We start from the raw sequence: 18650 nt of genomic DNA on the forward strand, positions 1-18650 counted from the left end.
CGACGGTTCTTAGTCGGGAATATGACCTGCGACAATCGTGAAGCACCCCGCCTGGATCGGGTGGGCGTCTTCTCGGAACAGAACTTCGTGCGACATCCGCTGCGTGTGATCGCTGTCCTCACCCTGACTCAGGACTGCAGCGGCCGCGACGCCGATGCTGGCGATCGCGATTCCAGCGCCGACTGGTTTGAGTCTGATTTTGCGGTCTGACATGTGACTCCCTGTCTTTTACATCTGCCGAAACGGCGATCGCTGCATCGAGCGAGCTCCGATCGTGGCAGGCGGTCTCGAAGACAGGCAAGCGCTGGGACTGCAGTCACGATCGCACTTTTTATGCGGCCGATAACCAGCACTTATCGTGACTGGCAGACGAACTATCCGGGACCGTCACTGGCTGCTGCCAGCAGCGGCACCAGTACGTCGCTGATCGGGGTGGCCAGGCCGTGTCGGCGGGCCTTGCGGACGATCACGCCATTGCGCAGGTCCCATTCCAGCCGGCGGTGATGCTCCCGGTCGGTGAGGATCGAGGTGGTCACGTCTTCGGGAACCGCGCGAAACGAACCGACCATCTCCTCGACCACGTCGTCATCGAGTTGGGCACCTTCGGCGCGCGCCACCCTCAAGCATTCCGCGACATAGCGCCGCGACAGCTCGGCGATGTCGTCGCGGCGGAACATCCCGGACCGTCGCCCGGAGAGGACCATCAATCCGGCCAGCGCATTGATCAGCAATTTGCGCCAGGTGACGGTGGTGAAGTCGGGGTCGCAGTCCACCCGGGCGCCGGCCCCGCTCAGCAGCGCGGCGAGTTGCTCGGCGGCGGCCCCGGTGGGCAGCACCAGCGCCGCCTCGCCGCGCAGCCGCACCCAGCCTTCAGGCTGGATCTCGGCCGAGAACCACACGCTGCCCGGGATGACGGTCGACGGCGGGCACAACGGCTGTACCTGCTCGACCTGTTCGACGCCGTTCTGCAGGACGAGGACGGTCGTGCGCTCGTCGCACAACCGGGCCAGCCAGCCGGCCGCCGCATCGTTCTGGGTGGCCTTGACCGCGAGCAGGACAACCTCGACCGGACCGCTGACCTCGGCCGGATCGGTGTGCACCGGTCCGGGCACCACGATCGGGCCGCCGTCGTCGGGCCGCAGCTCTATGCAGTCCCGGGGCGTGTGGCCGCACAGCAACACCGGATGCCCGGCGGCATGCAACAGCGCGGCCACCGTGGTACCGACGGCGCCCGGACCGACCAATGCAATCGTTGAGATGAACCAAAAGTACCGGGTCAGTGGGGCAACGCAACCGGCCCTCTAGACTGAGCAGTCATTCCAACCGGGTGAAGGGGAGTATTTGTGCTGCGCAGCCACGCCGCGGGTTCGCTACGGGCAAGCGACGCCGGGCAGCAGGTGACATTGGCCGGCTGGGTGGCCCGCCGGCGCGACCATGGTGGCGTCATCTTCATCGACCTGCGCGACGCCTCCGGCGTGTCACAGGTGGTATTCCGCGAGGCCGACGTGCTGGCGCAGGCACACCGGCTGCGTGCGGAGTTCTGCATCGCGGTCTCCGGCGTCATCGAAGTCCGCCCGGAGGGCAACGCCAACCCCGAGATCGCCACCGGCGACATCGAGGTCAACGCCGGCTCGCTGACGGTCTTGGGCGAGTGTGCGCCGCTGCCGTTTCAGCTGGACGAGCCGGCGGGGGAGGAATTGCGGCTCAAGTACCGCTATCTCGACCTGCGTCGCGACGGCCCCGGAGCGGCAATTCGGTTGCGGTCCAGGGTGAATGCCGCTGCCCGGGCGGTACTGTCCCGCCATGAGTTCGTCGAGATCGAGACGCCGACGATCACTCGCTCGACGCCGGAAGGCGCACGCGATTTCCTGGTGCCGGCCCGGCTGCACCCGGGTTCGTTCTACGCGCTGCCGCAAAGTCCACAGTTGTTCAAACAGTTGCTGATGGTGGCCGGGATGGAGCGGTACTACCAGATCGCCCGCTGCTATCGCGACGAGGATTTCCGTGCCGACCGGCAACCCGAATTCACCCAGCTCGACATGGAGCTCAGCTTCGTCGACACCGAGGACATCATCACCGTGTCCGAGGAGATCCTCACCGCGCTGTGGGCGCTGATCGGCTACGAGATCCCGATGCCGATCCCGCGGATCAGCTACGCCGAGGCGATGCGCCGCTATGGCTCCGACAAACCCGACCTGCGGTTCGGGCTGGAACTCGTCGAGTGCACAGAGTTCTTCAAAGACACCAGCTTTCGCGTCTTCCAGGCGCCGTACGTCGGCGCGGTCGTGATGCCCGGCGGGGCGTCGCAGCCGCGTCGCACCCTGGACGGCTGGCAGGAGTGGGCCAAACAGCGCGGACACCGCGGGCTGGCCTACGTGCTGGTCGGCGAGGACGGTGAGTTGGGTGGCCCGGTGGCCAAGAACCTGACCGATACCGAGCGCGACGGTTTGGCCGCACACGTCGGCGCCAAGCCGGGGGACTGCATCTTCTTCTCGGCCGGTCCGGTCAAGTCGTCGCGCGCCCTGCTGGGCGCGGCGCGTGGTGAAATCGCCGACCGGCTGGGGCTGATCGATCCGGATGCGTGGGCGTTCGTCTGGGTGGTCGACCCGCCGCTGTTCGAACCGGCCGACGACGCGACCGCCTCCGGCGACGTTGCGGTCGGCTCCGGCGCGTGGACGGCGGTGCACCACGCTTTCACCGCGCCCAAGCCGGAGTGGGAGGACCGCATCGAATCCGATCCCGGCGCCGTGCTGGCCGACGCGTACGACATCGTGTGCAACGGCCATGAGATCGGCGGCGGCTCGATCCGTATCCATCGCCGCGACATCCAGGAACGGGTGTTCGCGGTGATGGGTCTGGACAAGGCCGAGGCGGAAGAGAAGTTCGGATTTCTATTGGAAGCGTTTACGTTTGGTGCACCGCCGCATGGCGGCATCGCATTCGGCTGGGACCGCACCAATGCGCTGCTGGCCGGCGCCGACTCGATTCGTGACGTGATCGCCTTCCCCAAGACCGGCGGCGGCGTCGACCCGTTGACCGATGCGCCCGCGCCCATCACCGCCCAGCAGCGCAAGGAAGCTGGAATAGACGCCAAACCCAAATAGGTTGAGCGGGTCTAGCGTTTCGCCCGCCTCGCTGGGATGCGCTGCGGTAAGCAAGCGTGATGACCACTTCGCTGCTTACCAGAGCATCGAACACCAGCGCCGCCTCGGTACGCCGGCTGCGCGCCGTGCTGTGGCCGATCACGCAAACCTCGGTGGCCGCCGGTCTGGCGTGGTACATCGCCCATCGACTGCTGGGCGAGCCTCAGCCGTTCTTCGCGCCGATGACGGCGGTGGTGTGTCTGTCGGCGACCAACTTGGTGCGCGCACGTCGGGCCGGCCAGATGATCGTCGGTGTTTCGCTGGGGATCCTGCTCGGCGAGCTGGTGGCCGCGCTGCTGGGCAGAGACGCGGTCGCCATCGGGATCGCGGTGCTGTTCTCGCTCTGTATCGCGGTGCTGATCGGGCGCGGCTTCTTTGCGCAGGGTGTGACGTTCTTCAACCAGACCGCGTCGGCCGCGGTGTTGTGTGTGGTGTTCGTTCACCACGGCAAGGTGGTCAACGAACGGCTCATCGACGTGCTGATCGGCGGCGGCATGGCATTGCTGTTCAGCATGCTGTTGTTTCCGGCCAATCCGGTGGTCGTGCTGCGCAACGCTCGGGCCGGTGTGCTGGCGGCCTTGCACGACATCCTCACCCAAGTCGTGGACGCGATGAGCGACCCAGACGGTCGCGACGCCGACTGGCAGCTGCCCGCGTTCGATCAACTGCACCATCAGCTGGGCCGGCTGCTCGAGGCGCGCAGCACCGCCCGGCTGGTGTCGCAGCGGGCCCCGCGGCGGTGGGCGGCCCGCGGCGTCGTCCGCGAGGCTGATCATCAGGCCGCAAAACTGGGTCTACTCGCCGCCTGTGTGCTGCACCTGGCCCGCGCCATCACGCCCGCACTCGCGCAATGGAACCCGCCGGACTTGTATGACACGATCGTCGACCTTGCGGCCGGAGTCGCGCTGGCCGACTCGGATCCGCGCGCAGCGGCCGTGCACGCGATCGCCGCCAGCCGGCACGGATCGGTCCTGCACGACGCGGCCGAGACCAGGAGCCAGGCAGTGCTCGTCGATCTGGTTTTGTCCTGCATCGAGGACCTGCAACAGGTGATCGAACCGTCCCGATGAGGCGGGCACTGCGGCAAATGCGGTAAGCAAGCGTGATGACCGCTTTGTTGTCAGAAGCCGTCCAGCGCGTCCGAAGCGTGCTCTGGCCGATCACCCAAACATCGGTTGCGGCCGCCCTCGCCTGGTACGTGACCCACGACGCGTTGCACCATCGCCAGCCGTTCTTCGCGCCCATCTCCGCCGTGGTGTGCATGTCGGCGACCAACGTGCTGCGCAGCCGGCGCGCCATGCAGATGATCATCGGAGTCGCCCTGGGGATCGTGCTGGGCGCCGGGGTGCACGAGATCTTCGGTGCGGGAGCGATCGCCATGGCGGTGGCGGTTTTCGTGGCGCTGGGTTTCTCGGTGCTGATCGGGCGCGGGTTCATCGCGCAGGGCTTGATGTTCGTCAACCAGACCGCGGTCTCGTCGGTGCTGGTCCTGGTGTTCGCCCCTACCGGCGGTGTGGTCGCCGAACGCCTTTTCGACGCGCTGATCGGGGGCGGTTTGGCGCTGCTGTTCGCCATGCTGCTTTTTCCGGCTGACCCGGTGGCGTTGCTGTGCCGGGCGCGCGAGGCGGTACTGGCGGGCCTGCACGACACCCTTGTCGAGGTGGCGACCGTAGTGCAGGACCCATCGCGGGCCTCGGCCGACTGGCCGCTTTCGGCTTTCGATCGACTGCATAACCAGCTGGGCGCGTTGATCGAGGCGCGTCAGACGGCTCACCTGGTCGCGCGGCGAGCGCCGCGCCGGTGGGTGGTGCGCGACACGATTCGTGAGGTCGATCAGCAGTCAGCGCGGTTGGGCATGCTGGTCAGCTGCGTGTTGCATCTGGCACGCGCGGTTACCCGACCGGACGGCGGACGGGTTCCGCAGCTCGTTCAGGTCGCGCTCGTCGACCTAGCGGACGGCATCGCCATTGCCGACGAGGACCCCGCGGCGGCGCTGGCCCACGCCGCCGCCGCGCGCAGCCGGGCCGTGGAACTGGAGTCACATGCCCGCGACCGATCCGAAATGGTGCTGGCCGACATCGTCTGCGCCGGCGCCGACGACCTGCAGCGAGTGATCGAGCTACCGGCCCGCAAACACTCGCGCCGGTTACTGTGAATTGGCCAGAAACTCCTGGACCAGCTTCTTTGGCGCCTGCGTCAACCAGGCCTCGGTGATCAGATCCTCCAGGTCGGAGATGTTGATCTCGGCCAGCTTGACCAGCACCGCCGGATAGCCGTCGAAATGCGGGGTGGTGAAGTACACCTCGGGCTCGTCGGCCACCAGCGCGAATTTGACTCCCTCGTCGGCCACCCGGACACCGAGAATGTCGCCGGCCGGGGGTTCGGTGCCGGCTTGTGCCATGGCTTCACGGTCGGACTTGCGCAGGGGGCGCTCCCAGGCCATCAGCTTCTTACCGACCCGCCAGTCATGCGGGGCCGGCTCGGCGGTCAGCGGCAGTCCACCGACGATGTGTGCGACGTCGTCCCAGGTGGCCACATATTCGATTGTGCGCCGGGTAACCCGGCTATGGCGCTTCTGCAGCCATTTCGTGACCGAGCCAGTGCAGCAGCTTGTCGTACACCGATGGGTGGTTGAGCAGGTCGAAATGGTTGAGGCCGGTGAGCGTCAAGCCGTGTGCGGCCTCGAATGGAACTTGACGGGACCGCCCCCGGCCGGCCGCGCTGTGCGGCCGCACCAGGCTGTCACCCACCAGGAGGCCCACCGCGCGCGGCGCCGCTGAGGTGGCGACGAAGTGGTATACGGCGTGCGGGAGGAACGGCACTTCCCGGCAGCGGTCGCGCAGGAACTCGTCGGGGTCGCAGTCGCTCCAGTCCTCGTCGAGCACCGCGCCGAACCGCAAATCCTTCACCCCGGCGCTGCGCGTGTTGAGAAATGAAGCAAGAGCCCGGGTTTCGGGTAGTTTGGCCAGCGCCCAGGCTGCAATGTTGACGCCCTTCTCGAGGTCGGCTCCCAGATGCGGCGAGCCCAGGCACACGACGCGTCGCACCGCCTCGGTCCAGCGGTGCTCGTGCTGCACGCCGTAATGACAGGCGCTGCGCGCCACGAGGCCGCCCATCGAATGGCCAACCAGAACGACTTCGTCGAGCGGCACCGGCCACAACTCGCGCAGCTCATGCAACAAGTCGGCCAGCAACCGGCCGTTTTGCGAGATGTGCAGGCCCGTGTTGTAGCGCAGATAGACCGGGGTGAAGCCGAGGTCTTTGCGCAGCCGCTTACCGTACGGGCGCAGCGTCTGCCCGTCGCGGGGCGCACGCCACCACGACCGTTCGGTGAGGCACCAGCCGTGCACGAAAACCACGATGCGCCCCGCGGCACGCGGAAAGGCGTTCGCGATAGCGTCGGCGGTCATTTCGACGGGCTCTCCGCGCCGCCGGATCTGCATGGTCAGCGCGAATCCGTTGCGCCGGTTGGTCAACTCGTCGCCGTAGAGTCCGTTGATCGCGGCGATCGCGCCGGCGGCCTTGGGATGTGCCTGGACCGTCTCGTGGTCGTCGTTGCCGTTGGCCTCGGCGGCCAGCGCGCCGGCGCCGTATAGCGATCCCCGGACTGCCCCGTCGACCAGGCGGTAGGTGATGGCCGTGGTGGTGTCGTGGATCACCTGCACGGGTTTGGATACCGGTCCGATGGCGTCAAAGACGCGGCTGGCGATCCCGCTGTGCATGTCGCGGACCAGTGTCGTCAACACTCGCGTGCCCTCGCCCGCGAGATCGGCCAGCGATCGAATTTCCTCTCGTTGCACGAGCCGCCCCCTTCTTGTCGTGATAGCCCGAGATTAGACAAATCGCGTATGAGATCGTTTACCCCGTGCCTGACGCACGGTCTGAAGCCCAGCGTGACGCCCCGCCTGAGGCCCCGGACACGCACCGCTATCGCGTCACCCATCGCACCGAATACCGCTACTCCGACGTGGTCACCAGCTCCTACGGCCGGGGCTTTCTCACGCCGCGGGATTCGTTGCGGCAGCGCTGCGTCGCCCACCGGCTGGTCATCGAGCCCGGCCCGGCCGACAGCTCCACCACTCGCGACGGCTACGGCAATATCAGTTCCTATTTCCATGTCACCGAGCCGCACCGGACGCTGACGGTTACCAGCGACTCGATCGTCGACGTCTCCCCGCCGGCTCCCGGGCTGTACACCAGCGGTCCGGCGCTGGCACCGTGGGAGACCGCCCGGCCCAGCGGTTTGCAGGGAGCGCTCGCCATCGATTTCACCCTGGACCTGCATCCGCCGGAGATCACCGACGAAGTGCGCGAGTACGCCGCGCCCAGTTTCGTCCCCGAACGGCCACTCGTGGAGGTGCTGCGCGATCTGGCGGGGCGGATTTTCCGCGACTTCACCTACCGCTCGGGGTCGACGACGGTATCCACCGGTGTCAACGAGGTTCTGGCGGCCCGGGAAGGGGTATGCCAAGACTTCGCGAGGCTGGCGATCGCCTGCCTGCGAGCCAACGGTCTGGCGGCCAGCTACGTGTCGGGGTATCTGGCCACCGACCCACCCCCGGGGAAGGATCGGATGATCGGGATCGACGCCACCCATGCCTGGGCCGCTGTGTGGACTCCACAGCAGCCCGGCCAATTCGAATGGTTGGGTTTGGATCCCACCAACGACCAGATGGTCGACCAGCGCTACATCGTGGTCGGGCGGGGCCGCGACTACGCGGACGTCCCGCCGCTGCGTGGCATCATCTACACCAACTCAGAAAACAGCGTGATCGACGTCGCCGTCGACGTCGTGCCCTTCGAAGGCGATGTGCTCAATGCGTGACTTTCACTGCCCGAACTGCGGCCAGCGTCTGGCGTTCGAAAACTCCGCCTGCCTGTCCTGCGGAAGCGAACTCGGATTTTCACTCGAACAGATGGCGCTGCTGGTGATCGCCAGCGACGAGGGAGCCGAGCATGCCGGCGCGGTACCTGCCGACGACTATCGGCTGTGCGCCAATCTTTATGTGGCCGAATGTAATTGGCTGGTTCCGGCCAACGATCCCGGTCGGCTGTGCACGGCGTGTGCGTTGACCATCGAGCGGCCCAACGATGCCGATACCGTCGGCCTGGCCGAGTTCGCCCGCGCCGAGGCGGCCAAACGGCGGCTGGTCGCCGAACTGCACGAGCTGAAGCTCCCGATCGTCGGGCGCGAGGAGGACCCCGACTACGGGCTGGCCTTCCGGTTGTTGTCCAGCGCGCACGAGCAGGTACTGACCGGGCACGAAAATGGCGTCATCACACTGGATTTGGCCGAGGGCGATGACGTGCACCGCGAGCAGCTGCGGGTCGAGATGGACGAGCCGTACCGCACCCTGCTCGGGCACTTCCGCCATGAGGTCGGCCACTATTACTTCTATCGGTTGATCCAGTCGCCGGAGTATCTGGCGCGGTTCAACGAGCTGTTCGGCGACCCGGACGCCGACTACCAGGAGGCGCTGGACCGGCACTACAGCCAGGGCGCACCCGCGGGTTGGCAGGAAAGCTTCGTGTCCTCCTACGCGACCATGCATCCAGCCGAGGATTGGGCCGAGACGTTCGCTCACTACCTGCACATCCGCGACACGATGGACACCGCGGCCTGGTGCGGCTTCGCGCCGGCATCGGCGACGTTCGATCGGCCCACGTTGGGCCCCAGCGCTTTTCAGACCATCATCGACACATGGTTGCCGCTGTCGTGGTCACTGAACATGGTGAACCGGTCGATGGGTCACGACGACCTGTACCCGTTCGTGCTGCCGCCTGCGGTACTGGAGAAGATGCAGTTCATCCACACCGTCATCGACGAGGTGACTTCGGAGACCAGGGGGTCCGTGGTCGCTTAGTAAGGACCTCGGTCAGTTCGTGCGCTGATTGCTCAGAGTGCGGGCCAACTGTTCACCGGCGGGAGTTAGTCCCAGCCAGATCGTGAGGTCCCATGATGCACGATCGTCGTACTGGCCTACGAAGAGGTCGTAGACACGTTGCATCGCAGCGTCGATCGAGATATCCCATCCTGCGAACTTCTCACCTGGGTGTGGGAGATCCCCAATCTGCATGAGCCCGTCTTCCAGCAGCGATCGGATTGTTCGCAGTGCCAGGTCCTGTTGAGCCGCGAGAGTGTCGGCGAGGCAGGCTCGGTTGATCACGGTTTCGACCTCGACAAGCGGCACCCAATCGTCGAGCCCACTGGTTAGCAGCTCGGCGCGCAGCAGTTGTTGTGGGGTCAAGCCGGGATGGGTTTCAGCGCGAGGGTCGTCACTGGATTGATTCATCGTTCTCCACGCTTCCGCAACGCTTTGTCACCGTCGTCTTCCGGCGATGGTTGGAGGTCAACGCCGAGGGCGTCATCCTGGGGTGAACTCATCTAAGTCGGGTAGTTCGTCTTTGCCTAGCACTGGAGGGCCGTGGTGGCTGTGCGGCGGATGAACGGGGTGCGGGATGGATTCTGGCGGCACCGGGCTGCCACCGACAAAGGGTAATGATGGCCCAGCGCGCCCGGGTACCGCCTCAACAGGTGGGGGCGAAACCCGTGGAGGTTCGACGGGAGCCCGGACCGCTGGCGCCTCCGGTAGTGGGGGCCTGGCCGGTGCCGGAATGTCTGGTATGCCGCCTCGGGGATTAATGTGGATTTTGGTGTAGCCACCACCCTTACCCGGGATATCAAAGTCAAGGACCGGCCTGCTGGTGGACCCGGCGGACCAGCGTTGCCCGATTATCGTGCCGTCCGGGAGCCGATATCGAATGCCTTTGCCGGGATCGCCGTACCCATTGGGGATTTCCACCCCGTTCTGCTGGGCCCACTTCCAAAGATTCCGGAGATCCTCCGGTGAACGGACCTCCCTAACCTCGGGCTTATTGCCTTGCGGAAGCTTGTCGAGTACCCGGCGGATGTCGTCGGCGCTCGGGCCGTTAGTAGGTCCCAGGCCTGGCGGGTCTTGTTTAAAGGTGTGATGATTGACTGCCTGGGTTTGAGATCGGCGGTCGTAGGGTGTTTCTGGGAATGCAGTGAAAGAGATTCCGCTCGTAGCGGCGGTGATATTGGCGGCTACTTGGTGCTCAACCCCGACGAGTTCAATTGCGTGGCGGCGGATTTCGCTGGCGAATGCTTGAGCTTGGGCTTGGCGAGATGCGTGTTCTGGGGCGGTGCGGCCGCTTCGAGTGTCGGTGACCGAGAGGTCTTCTTCAACGTTGAAACCGGCACTGTGGGCGTCTTGGACGGCATAGATGACCCTGCGCTGGGCTGCGCCGATCGTTCCTGCACCGGCGCGGGCGATGCGCGTAGCCTGGCGCAAATTGTCAGCTTTGCTATTGACGATTTGTAGATCAGCGTCGGTTCGCTGTCGGAGCCCGTCACCGCCGGCCCCTTCCCACACAACGGTGTGGGATTGGTTGCGAATCCGTAGGAACACGTCTTCCCACTGATCGGCTGTCTTGGTCCAATAGGTGGCCACCTCGATGAGATGTTCAGTGTCCCACGCGTAGATTTGCGACAGCGTCGGCAGCAACTACACGACCCCGTTTCGCGGCACGCCCGACAAGTCCGCCGCGGCAGTCGATTCGTTGTTCACATACCCTGCCGTGCTTGCCTCTAGTGCGCCAGCGGTTGCCTTTGTCCGGGTTGTAAACGCCGCCGTGCACCGGCTAATCGCTCTGTGCGCAGCAACTATCGCCAACGTGGTGGGTTGATACGGCTGCCCTGGCGAGGGCGGTGTCAAGGCGCCAAATTCAATCCCTAGCACTCGCCAATGGCTGGCCGTGGCTGTTAGCTGCTGCAGGTCGATCTGCAGCTCCCTGGATTCCATCGTCGGGAAGCTTAGTGGCGGGGGACGCAAGTGCAATTCAGTTGCGGGCATCGTCTAATCGCACGAGGCCGCAGGCGGGAACGCTGGAATCCTCAGCTATCCCGTTCTCAGAGCACCGGATACGAGAACCACGCCTGGGCTGGCTGGCCCGACGCGCTACACGGGGTCACGGTTCGCGCGTGGCCCGCTTGAATTTCGGCATAGTACGGCCGCCGTTATCGGGGAATAGCGCAGATCTCAGCGGGTAGTGGGAAAGCTTCGTCTGGATTGAGCGCAGCAGCAGGATCGCCTTCTGGTCGCCACCGGTGCCGTAGTCCAGCCCTGCGCCGATCAGATTGCTTGCCCGGCATGTCTCGGTGAGTAGCTGGGTGCGCGCCCAGTCCAGCGCGGATAAGCGTTCGCTGTGCCACAGCGCTTTTCGTAGCCGCATCAGCAATTCGTCGAAATCATCCGAAGTCGATATGCCAAGGATTTTGATCGGAAAGGGGGTATAGCTGGCCGGGCCGCCAAACTCGCTGAGTACGCGCAGCATGAAGTCGCGCTCGTCGTCGGTCAGATCGATCGAGATGAGCTCTGGCTCAGTCATCGGTTGAGCTTAGCCCGACGAAACATAGGGATACAGATGGCGAGTTTTGCTTACGGATGGTCGATTTCGTCTGGAATCTCGCAAATACAGGCAGGCGATGATGGTGTACCCCGCGGGTTGCATCGTCGTCAGGCTGGTCCGCATTACCTGACGGCTAGGCCGGCATAACTCTGCGTTCATCGGGGCCCCACAGTGGCTGCATGCCGCCGGGCAGCTTCAGCTGCGTGGCGGTGATGACGTCGGCCAGGTCGCGCAACGCGGCGTGGATCGCGGCGAGCAAGTCAGCCAGCTCGGCGCGTTGCCCCGCGGCGTTGATCTCCTCCAGCTCAGCAGGGTCGGATCGGCGCAGGCGGGTGCTGATCTCTTCGGCCATGCGCTCGGCGCGTGACGAGCCCGACGAGCCCGGCAGCTCGCGCAGGTGGTCGCGCAGCCGCTCCAGCTGGAAGACCAGCGATCGCGGGTTCTGCGCGTCGAACAGCATCAGCTCGGTCACCGCGGCGACGCTGACCTTGCCCACCGTCCGGCGCCGGTAGATGACCGACGACTCGCACGCCACCAGCGTCGACTCGGTGATGGTTTGCTCGGCCGCGGGACTGCGCACCGTGGTCAGCGTGTCGCGCAGCAGGGCGGTCAGCCACAGGCCGCGTTCGATGCGCTTGCCGATGTCCATCATCGTCCAGCCCACGTCGTGCACCATCGACTCGCTGGCCACCCCGGACAAGGTCAGCATGCCGGCCAGCGTCTGCGCCTGAGCGAAGGCCAGCACCGCGTCGGCCTCAGCCAGCGACTCCGGCGGATCCGCCTTGTGTGCCAGCGCGCGCTCCACCCCGGCCAGCACCATCCAGGTGTCGTTGGACAACTGGTCACGCACAGCACGCGCGGCCAGGGCCAACCCTTCGACCGATTGCATCAGCGATCCTGGCCGGTCCGGATCGACCGTCATCGACCACAGTGTCGAGGGGACAACGGCGATCATCTCGGCGTGGTCGTGATCATGGGCGTAGTCGATCCCCGTGCCAGTGCCGGTGATTCGGCCCAGCGCGGCCATCAGCACCGGCACGCATTCGCTTTCCTCGGTGTCCTGCTGACGGCGGAACACGTGGTAGCGCTCGCGGGTGACGATGAGCAGCCGGGCCATGCTTTCCGCGCGCTCGCCGTAGCGTCCCATCCAAAACAGGTCGGACAGCACGCGCGGCGAGCTCACCCCCGAGGTACCCGCCCCGGACTTGGCCGCCGGCTCCACAAGTGACGGCAGGGTCACCGTCTCGGCCAGCGCACGCTCCGTCGGACGGACCCAGATATCCTTAGCCGCAATGGTATTCAAAGTATATGCGGCCGGCCCGGGTGCCAGCACATAGCCGAGGCCGCCGATCATCGGCGCGTACCCGCCGCGCTGGGCCACCGTGAACAACCGCATACCCACACCGGCGGACGACAGGACACCGGCATGGTCGGTGGGCGCCGACGAGAACGTCGGCAGCTCCTGGCCGACCCACTGCCACGGCATCGCCTCGATCCGGGCTGCCATGTCGGCCAGCTGTGCCGACGAAAGCTTGGGTCCGACAAGGGTTTCCCCGCCGTCGGTGGGCCGCAGCAAAAGCGACGAGAGATTTGCCAGCAGGTGCGAGCGTTCGGCGGCGATGCCACCCCAATACACCGGAGCGGTTTGCAGCAGCGGAGCTTCGCCGAGCAGACGCTCGGCCAGCTGGGGCAGAAACCGCAGCAGCCCAGGGCTTTCCAGGATGCCACTGCCCAGTGTGTTGACCACCGTCACCGTTCCGCGGTGCTGTGCCTCCACCAGGCCGACCACACCCAGCCGCGAATCTGCCCGCAGGTCAAGCGGATCGGCGTATTCGGCGTCCACCCGGCGCAGCACGACGTCGACACGTTTCAGTGTGCCCAGCGAACGCATCCACAGTTTGCCGTCGCGCACCACCAAATCGGCGCTTTCGACCAGTGGAAAGCCCAGCAGTGTGGCCAGATACGCCTGATCGAACGCCGTCTCCGAGTAGATACCGGGGCTGAGCACCACCACTACCGGATCCTGGGCGACATCGGGCGCGGCGTCGATCAGCCCGAGCCGCAACGCGTGGGCGAACGGTGTGTTGGGGCGCGGCGCGATCCTTTCATAAAGGTCTGGAATCGCGTGTGCGACAACACGTCTGTCGGCCAGCGCGTAGCCGGCGCCCGAGGGCGCCTGGGTCCAGTCGGCGTTGACCTGAAAGCTGCCGCCGGGCAGCCTGCTGATGTCGCAGCCGTGCAGGAAAAGCTGATGGCGCCCAGGAACTTTGATGCCCGCAGCGGCTCGCACGTAACCGGGGTGGGCGAACAGCAACTGTGCCGGCAGGATGCCTTCGAGGACCACGTTGCGTGGCCCGTACAGGTCGGCGAGCACCGCGTCCAGCAATCGGGAGCGCTGCACCAGGCCGGCCTCGAGCACGTCCCAGTCGGCCGCCGAGATCACCAGCGGCAGGGTGTCCAGAATCCACGGCCCGGGCTCGAGGCCATGCCCGTCGGTAGACCTGTGTGTGTCTACCTCGGTGTAGGTGATGCCGTCGTGGTCGATCAGGCCGTGCACCACCGAGCGCAGCCGATCCAGCCCCGCCCTGCCGCGTTCGGCGACCGCGTCGGCCAGTTCGGCCCAGGCGGGTCGCACGTTGCCGGTCGCGTCGACGAATTCGTCGTAACCGATGCCAGGGCCGTCCCGCAGGTCGAACAGCGCTTCTTGAGCGCGTGCCGTGCGATACCCGGCCAGCAGACGGTCGACGTCGTACCTCGGGGTGGAGGTCGCCGGTGTGGGGCTCATGCTCAGTGCCATTACTGCTGCACGGTACGCACGCGCCGCAGGTCGAGGATCCCCGGCGCGCCGATGTCGGTGGACATCCGGGCCTGTTTCTCCCGGATGCCGGACAGGTCCAGTTTGCCCGGGGTGAAGCCGGTCGCCTCGAAACGGCGGGCCCGGCGCGATTCGGCCTCGACGGCGTTGACAGGCGGCTCGTCGTAGGCGCGTCCGCCGGGATGGGCGACGTGATACGTGCAGCCGCCGCGCGAGGTTCCGGCGGTGACGTCGATGAGTTCGAACTGCAATGGGACGTCGGTGGACAGGGTCGGGTGCAGCGCGCTGGGCGGTTGCCAGGCCTTGTAGCGCACGCCGCCTACGTAGATGTCGGGGTTGTCGGTGGCCAGCAACGGCACCGGATAACCGTTGCAGGTCACCACGTAGCGATGCCGGTCGGCGCCGATGACGCGGACCTGCAGGCGCTCCACCGATGAGTCGACGTAGCGGGCGGTCCCGGTGGCCGTGGACTCCTCGCCGAGGGTGTTCCACGGCTCGATCGCCCCGCGCAACTCGATCTCCACACCGTCGAATACCGCGGTCCCGATGCGCGGGAAGCGGAACTCGGTGAACGGGTCCAGCCAGCTGGTCTCGAAGGCGATGCCGTGTGCGCGCAGGTCGGCGGCGACGTCGGCGATGTCGTGAATCAGGAAGTGCGGCAACAGATATCGGCCATGTAGGTTGGCACCGTGGCGGATCAGCGGCGCCCGCAGCGGTTCGTCCCAGAACCACGCGACCAGCGCGCGCACCAGCAGCGACTGCACCATGGCCATGCGCAGATGCGGCGGCATCTCGAACCCGCGCAGCTCCAGCAGCCCGAGCCGGCCGCGCGGGCCTTCGGGGCTGTACAGCTTGTCGATACAGAATTCGGCGCGATGGGTGTTGCCGGTGATGTCGGTGAGCAGGTGCCGCAGTGCCCGGTCGGTGACCCATGGTTTGGCGGTGCTCTTCAAGCCGCCGCCGCCCAGCCGCGTGATTTCGGCGAACGCGATCTCGAGTTCGTACAGCGCCTCGGCGCGGCCCTCGTCCACGCGCGGCGCCTGCGACGTGGTCCCGACGAAACGCCCGGCGAACAGATACGACAACGACGGGTGCCGCTGCCAGTAGGTCAGCAGTGAGACCAGCAGGTCCGGGCGACGCAGCAACGGGGAGTCGGCCGGGCTGACGCCGCCGAGGGTGATGTGATTGCCCCCGCCCGTGCCGCCGTGGGTGCCGTCCACATCGAACGACTCGGTCGACAGTCGCGCCAGCCGGGCCTGTTCGTACAGCGTTTCCAGCTGCTGTCGTTGTTCGTCGAAGCTGCCGGTGGGCGCGACGTTGACCTCGATGACCCCGGGGTCGGGGGTGATCGTGGTGGACTTCAGCCGCGGATCGGCCGGCGGGCCGTATCCCTCGATCACCACCGGACAGTTGGCCCGCGCCGCGGCGGCTTCGACGCGCGCGACCAGGTCGATGAAATGTTCCAGCGCCTCGGTAGGTGGCAGGAAGAGATGCAGCAGCCCATCCCGGACCTCGGCAACCATCGCGGTGGTCGGCGCGGCCTCGGGATCTTCCAGCACCGCGCCGGCGCCGTCGGATCCGGTCGCTAGCGCGTGTCCGACCCCGAGCGGGTCGGCGACGAACGAGGCCGGTGGCGGCCGCCAGCTGATCGAATCCAGCGGTAGCCGCAGCCCTGCCGGTGAATCTCCCTCGAGCAACACGATGCGACCGCGACGCAACCGCCAGTCCGCGCTGGCCCAGCCAAGACCGTCGGCACGGCGGTGCAGTGGCAGCACGAACGCCTGTGGCGCCGTTGCCGATTCATCGAGACGAGTCAGCAGTGCGACGCGGCCGGCGGGGCTGTCGTCGGCGAGATCGTCGCTGGGCGCCACCGGGTCGCCCGCGGGCAGCCGCGCGCTGGCCGCCAGCCGTGCCAACGGGTCTTCGTAGGCCGGGCGAACCTGCGACAGTGGCAGTCCCAAGCTCTCGGCGACGCCGGCGAGCACCTGTTGGGCCACCTGGTCACCCACCGGGGGCGGCTTATCGAGCCAGGGATCGGCCAGCAGCGCATCGTCGGTCCACAGCGGGCGTCCGTCGGTGCGCCAATACAGCGCAATCTGCCAGCGCGGCAACGGTTCTCCCGGATACCACCTGCCCTGGCTGCGCTGAATCAGGCCCTGCGGCGCCCACTGCGCCTTCAACCGGGCGGCCAGGTCGGACGCCCGCTGCCGCTTGTGTGGGCCGTCGGCCGAGGTGCGCCACTCGTCGTCGACCTGGTTGTCGACGGAGACGAAGGTGGGTTCGCCGCCGACGGTCAGCCGGGCATCACCAGCGGTCAGCCGCTTGTCGACGCTGCGCCCGACCTCACAAATCGTCTGCCACGCCATTTCGGTGTAGGGCAGTGTGACTCGCGGGTCTTCGTGGACGCGGGTGACGGTGTTGGAGAACTCCAGCACCGAGCCGCAGGGATCGGTGCCGCCGGTGATGGGGGCCGCGGTCGAGGGGTGTGGCGTGGCCGCCAGCGGGATGTGGCCCTCTCCGGCGAACAGACCTGACGTCGGGTCCAATCCGATCCAGCCCGCGCCCGGGATGTAAGCCTCGGCCCAGGCGTGCAGGTCGGTGAAGTCGGCCGCGGGCCCCGACGGCCCGTCCAGAGCCGCGACGTCGGAGGCCAGCTGCACCAGGTAGCCGGATACGAACCGGGCGGCCAGCCCGAGCTGACGCAGGATCGACACCAACAGCCACGCCGAGTCCCGGCACGAGCCGACGCCGGTGCGCAGCGTGAAATCCGGTGTCTGAACGCCGGGTTCCATGCGCAGGCTGTAGCCGACGTCGGCGTTGATGGCGCGGTTGAGCGCGACCAGGAAGTCGATGGTGCGGGTGCCGTCGGCGACCGAGAAGTTGCGCACCCAGGCTTGCACCAGTTCACCGGGGCCAGACCCGTCGCCGTCTTCGTCGACGGGCCGCAGATACGGCCTGAGGTCGTCGGCCAGCGCCTTGGGGTAGGTCAATCCTTCCGCCGGCCACGTCTCGGCCCAGTCCTCGATGAAGAAATCGAACGGGTTGATCACCTTGAGGTCGGCTATGAGCCCGACGGTGATGGTCAGATTACGCATCGGCTTCGGAAAGACAAGTCGGGCAAGGAAATTGCCCAGCGCGTCCTGCTGCCAGTTGATGAAGTGATCGGCGGGGTCGACGCGCAGCGAGTAGGCCTCGATGGGCGTGCGCGAATGGGGCGCCGGGCGCAGCCGCACGATGTGCGGATACACACCGACCAGCCGGTCAAAGGTGTAGCTGGTGCGGTGCTCCAGCGCAACTTTGATGCTCATAACCGCTGATCTCATCACAAGAGGCAGCGGCCTGCAGCGCGCCGAAAGCCGGCGCGCTGCCTATGGCCAGCTACGCGTACTGCGGCCCCGGCGGCGCCGGCTGGTTCGCCTCGACGACCTGACCGCCGGACAGCTTGCGGTAGGTGTAGACCTGGATCAGCGATGCGAGCGGAACACCGACGAGCATGCCTACGTAGCACAGCAATTCGCCGACCACCACCGCGGCGGCCTGCACCAGCCACGACAGGAAGCTGTTGCCGAGGTCGCTCCTGACGGTGGCGATGCTGGCCTTGATGGAGTCGACGGGCGACAGCGACTTGTCGACGGCGAACACGACCGCGAACTGTGCCACGAAGCCGAAGATCAGGCCGGGGATGAGGCACAGCGCGGACCCGATCGCGGTGCCGAGAACCAGCAGCAGCGCCGTGACGGCGACCGTACCCAGATTGCGTGGCCGGAAGAACGTTCCGATGCTCACCGCCTTGCCGTCGGCGATATCCAGGCAGCCCGTGGTCAGCCCGGCATGCATGTAGACCGCCACACAGAATATGAGCAGGTAACCGAGGAACATTGCGATGCCACCGACGGGGGTCATGTTCCCGCTCGTCGTTTCGGCGGTGTAGCCGCTGGCGTCGGTATAGGTGGTAGTCGTGGTCTCCGACGTGGCGATGATGATGCCGATCATCGCGCCGATCACGGCGGCCAGGGCCAGCGCGTAGGCCAGCAGCGGTACGACGAGCGCCGCGGCGTTCTGGGTGAACTTGGCCCACGACCAGCTGATCGCTTCACCAACGCTGAACCCGGATCCGGGCCCGGGCTGGCCACCGTAGCCGGGCGGCGGGTAACCGGGAGCCGGCGCACCCGGCGGTGGGCCATAGCCCGGCGGAGGCGGCGGCGGGGGCGCGTACCCCGGAGGTGCGTAGCCGCCGGGAGCCTGACCGCCGGGGGGTGGCC

The 18650-nt window shown here is 66.6% G+C and carries 15 protein-coding genes and 1 pseudogene; 6 read left to right on the forward strand and 10 right to left on the reverse strand.

Annotation, left to right across the window (positions count from 1 at the left end):
- The first annotated feature begins 21 nt into the window (after positions 1–21).
- Positions 22–210: a hypothetical protein gene (locus tag AWC27_RS14305; protein WP_085671095.1), complete on the forward strand. Its 189-nt coding sequence runs from the start codon at positions 22–24 to the stop codon at positions 208–210.
- A 164-nt stretch (positions 211–374) separates the two neighbouring features.
- Here AWC27_RS14305 and AWC27_RS14310 read toward each other — a convergent pair whose 3' ends face one another.
- A complete protein-coding gene (locus tag AWC27_RS14310; protein ID WP_085671096.1) occupies positions 375–1244 on the reverse strand; it encodes an oxidoreductase in 870 nt (289 codons plus the stop codon).
- 99 nt (positions 1245–1343) lie between these two features.
- On the opposite strand from AWC27_RS14310, the gene aspS reads away from it, so the two are divergent.
- From aspS to AWC27_RS14325, 3 genes are read left to right on the forward strand one after another with little or no spacing between them, the layout of a single operon-like run.
- Positions 1344–3104, forward strand: a complete 1761-nt coding sequence (gene aspS, locus AWC27_RS14315) for an aspartate--tRNA ligase (protein ID WP_085671097.1) — start codon at positions 1344–1346, stop codon at positions 3102–3104.
- A 59-nt stretch (positions 3105–3163) separates the two neighbouring features.
- Positions 3164–4213 carry an FUSC family protein gene (locus tag AWC27_RS14320; protein WP_085671109.1) on the forward strand — a complete coding sequence of 350 codons (1050 nt, stop codon included), beginning with the start codon at positions 3164–3166 and terminating at the stop codon, positions 4211–4213.
- Between the two features lie 35 nt (positions 4214–4248).
- The gene (locus AWC27_RS14325; RefSeq protein WP_085671098.1) at positions 4249–5298 is read left to right on the forward strand and encodes an FUSC family protein; all 1050 of its coding nucleotides are present in this window, start codon (positions 4249–4251) and stop codon (positions 5296–5298) included.
- Here AWC27_RS14325 and AWC27_RS14330 read toward each other — a convergent pair.
- Together AWC27_RS14330 and AWC27_RS14335 are read right to left on the reverse strand one after the other, a co-directional pair.
- Positions 5290–5679, reverse strand: a complete 390-nt coding sequence (locus tag AWC27_RS14330; RefSeq protein WP_085671099.1) for an MmcQ/YjbR family DNA-binding protein — start codon at positions 5677–5679, stop codon at positions 5290–5292. The two genes, AWC27_RS14325 and AWC27_RS14330, sit on opposite strands and share 9 nt — an antisense overlap.
- A gap of 28 nt (positions 5680–5707) precedes the next feature.
- Positions 5708–6943: an esterase/lipase family protein gene (locus AWC27_RS14335; protein ID WP_085671100.1), complete on the reverse strand. Its 1236-nt coding sequence runs from the start codon at positions 6941–6943 to the stop codon at positions 5708–5710.
- A gap of 65 nt (positions 6944–7008) precedes the next feature.
- Between AWC27_RS14335 and AWC27_RS14340 the strand changes: the two genes are divergently transcribed.
- Positions 7009–7968 (forward strand): transglutaminase family protein, encoded by a 960-nt coding sequence (locus tag AWC27_RS14340; RefSeq protein ID WP_085671101.1) that lies wholly within the window; start codon positions 7009–7011, stop codon positions 7966–7968.
- The gene (locus AWC27_RS14345; protein WP_085671102.1) at positions 7961–9007 is read left to right on the forward strand and encodes a zinc-binding metallopeptidase family protein; all 1047 of its coding nucleotides are present in this window, start codon (positions 7961–7963) and stop codon (positions 9005–9007) included. Before AWC27_RS14340 ends, AWC27_RS14345 begins: the two co-directional genes overlap by 8 nt.
- Before the next feature lie 12 nt (positions 9008–9019).
- Here the strand turns inward: AWC27_RS14345 and AWC27_RS14350 are convergent, their stop codons facing one another.
- The 7 genes and pseudogenes from AWC27_RS14350 to AWC27_RS14385 all read right to left on the reverse strand — a co-directional run.
- Positions 9020–9436, reverse strand: coding sequence for a hypothetical protein (locus AWC27_RS14350; protein WP_085671103.1), 417 nt, complete (start codon positions 9434–9436; stop codon positions 9020–9022).
- Between the two features lie 72 nt (positions 9437–9508).
- Positions 9509–10456: a hypothetical protein gene (locus AWC27_RS33200; RefSeq protein ID WP_372516904.1), complete on the reverse strand. Its 948-nt coding sequence runs from the start codon at positions 10454–10456 to the stop codon at positions 9509–9511.
- A 23-nt stretch (positions 10457–10479) separates the two neighbouring features.
- Positions 10480–10669, reverse strand: a pseudogene (locus AWC27_RS31125) (hypothetical protein); the annotation flags it as partial.
- A gap of 463 nt (positions 10670–11132) precedes the next feature.
- The gene (locus AWC27_RS14370; protein WP_085671105.1) at positions 11133–11552 is read right to left on the reverse strand and encodes a hypothetical protein; all 420 of its coding nucleotides are present in this window, start codon (positions 11550–11552) and stop codon (positions 11133–11135) included.
- Between the two features lie 154 nt (positions 11553–11706).
- Positions 11707–14358: a circularly permuted type 2 ATP-grasp protein gene (locus AWC27_RS14375; RefSeq protein WP_085671110.1), complete on the reverse strand. Its 2652-nt coding sequence runs from the start codon at positions 14356–14358 to the stop codon at positions 11707–11709.
- A gap of 11 nt (positions 14359–14369) precedes the next feature.
- Positions 14370–17696, reverse strand: a complete 3327-nt coding sequence (locus tag AWC27_RS14380) for a transglutaminase family protein (protein WP_085671106.1) — start codon at positions 17694–17696, stop codon at positions 14370–14372.
- 70 nt (positions 17697–17766) lie between these two features.
- A partial coding sequence (locus AWC27_RS14385; protein WP_211281630.1) for a hypothetical protein occupies positions 17767–18650 on the reverse strand: 884 nt, incomplete at its 5' end.

It is taken from the genome of Mycobacterium szulgai, from assembly GCF_002116635.1.
GTDB classification, from domain to species: domain Bacteria; phylum Actinomycetota; class Actinomycetes; order Mycobacteriales; family Mycobacteriaceae; genus Mycobacterium; species Mycobacterium szulgai.

Excerpts from the sequence above, each read along its gene's own strand:
- AWC27_RS14345 (WP_085671102.1), top strand. The coding sequence starts at position 7,961 with ATGCGTGACTTTCACTGCCCGAACTGCGGCCAGCGTCTGGCGTTCGAA.
- AWC27_RS14350 (WP_085671103.1), bottom strand. The coding sequence starts at position 9,436 with ATGAATCAATCCAGTGACGACCCTCGCGCTGAAACCCATCCCGGCTTG.
- AWC27_RS14320 (WP_085671109.1), top strand. The coding sequence starts at position 3,164 with ATGACCACTTCGCTGCTTACCAGAGCATCGAACACCAGCGCCGCCTCG.
- AWC27_RS14375 (WP_085671110.1), bottom strand. The coding sequence starts at position 14,358 with ATGAGCCCCACACCGGCGACCTCCACCCCGAGGTACGACGTCGACCGT.
- AWC27_RS14380 (WP_085671106.1), bottom strand. The coding sequence starts at position 17,696 with ATGAGCATCAAAGTTGCGCTGGAGCACCGCACCAGCTACACCTTTGAC.
- AWC27_RS14325 (WP_085671098.1), top strand. The coding sequence starts at position 4,249 with ATGACCGCTTTGTTGTCAGAAGCCGTCCAGCGCGTCCGAAGCGTGCTC.
- AWC27_RS14305 (WP_085671095.1), top strand. The coding sequence starts at position 22 with ATGACCTGCGACAATCGTGAAGCACCCCGCCTGGATCGGGTGGGCGTC.
- AWC27_RS14370 (WP_085671105.1), bottom strand. The coding sequence starts at position 11,552 with ATGACTGAGCCAGAGCTCATCTCGATCGATCTGACCGACGACGAGCGC.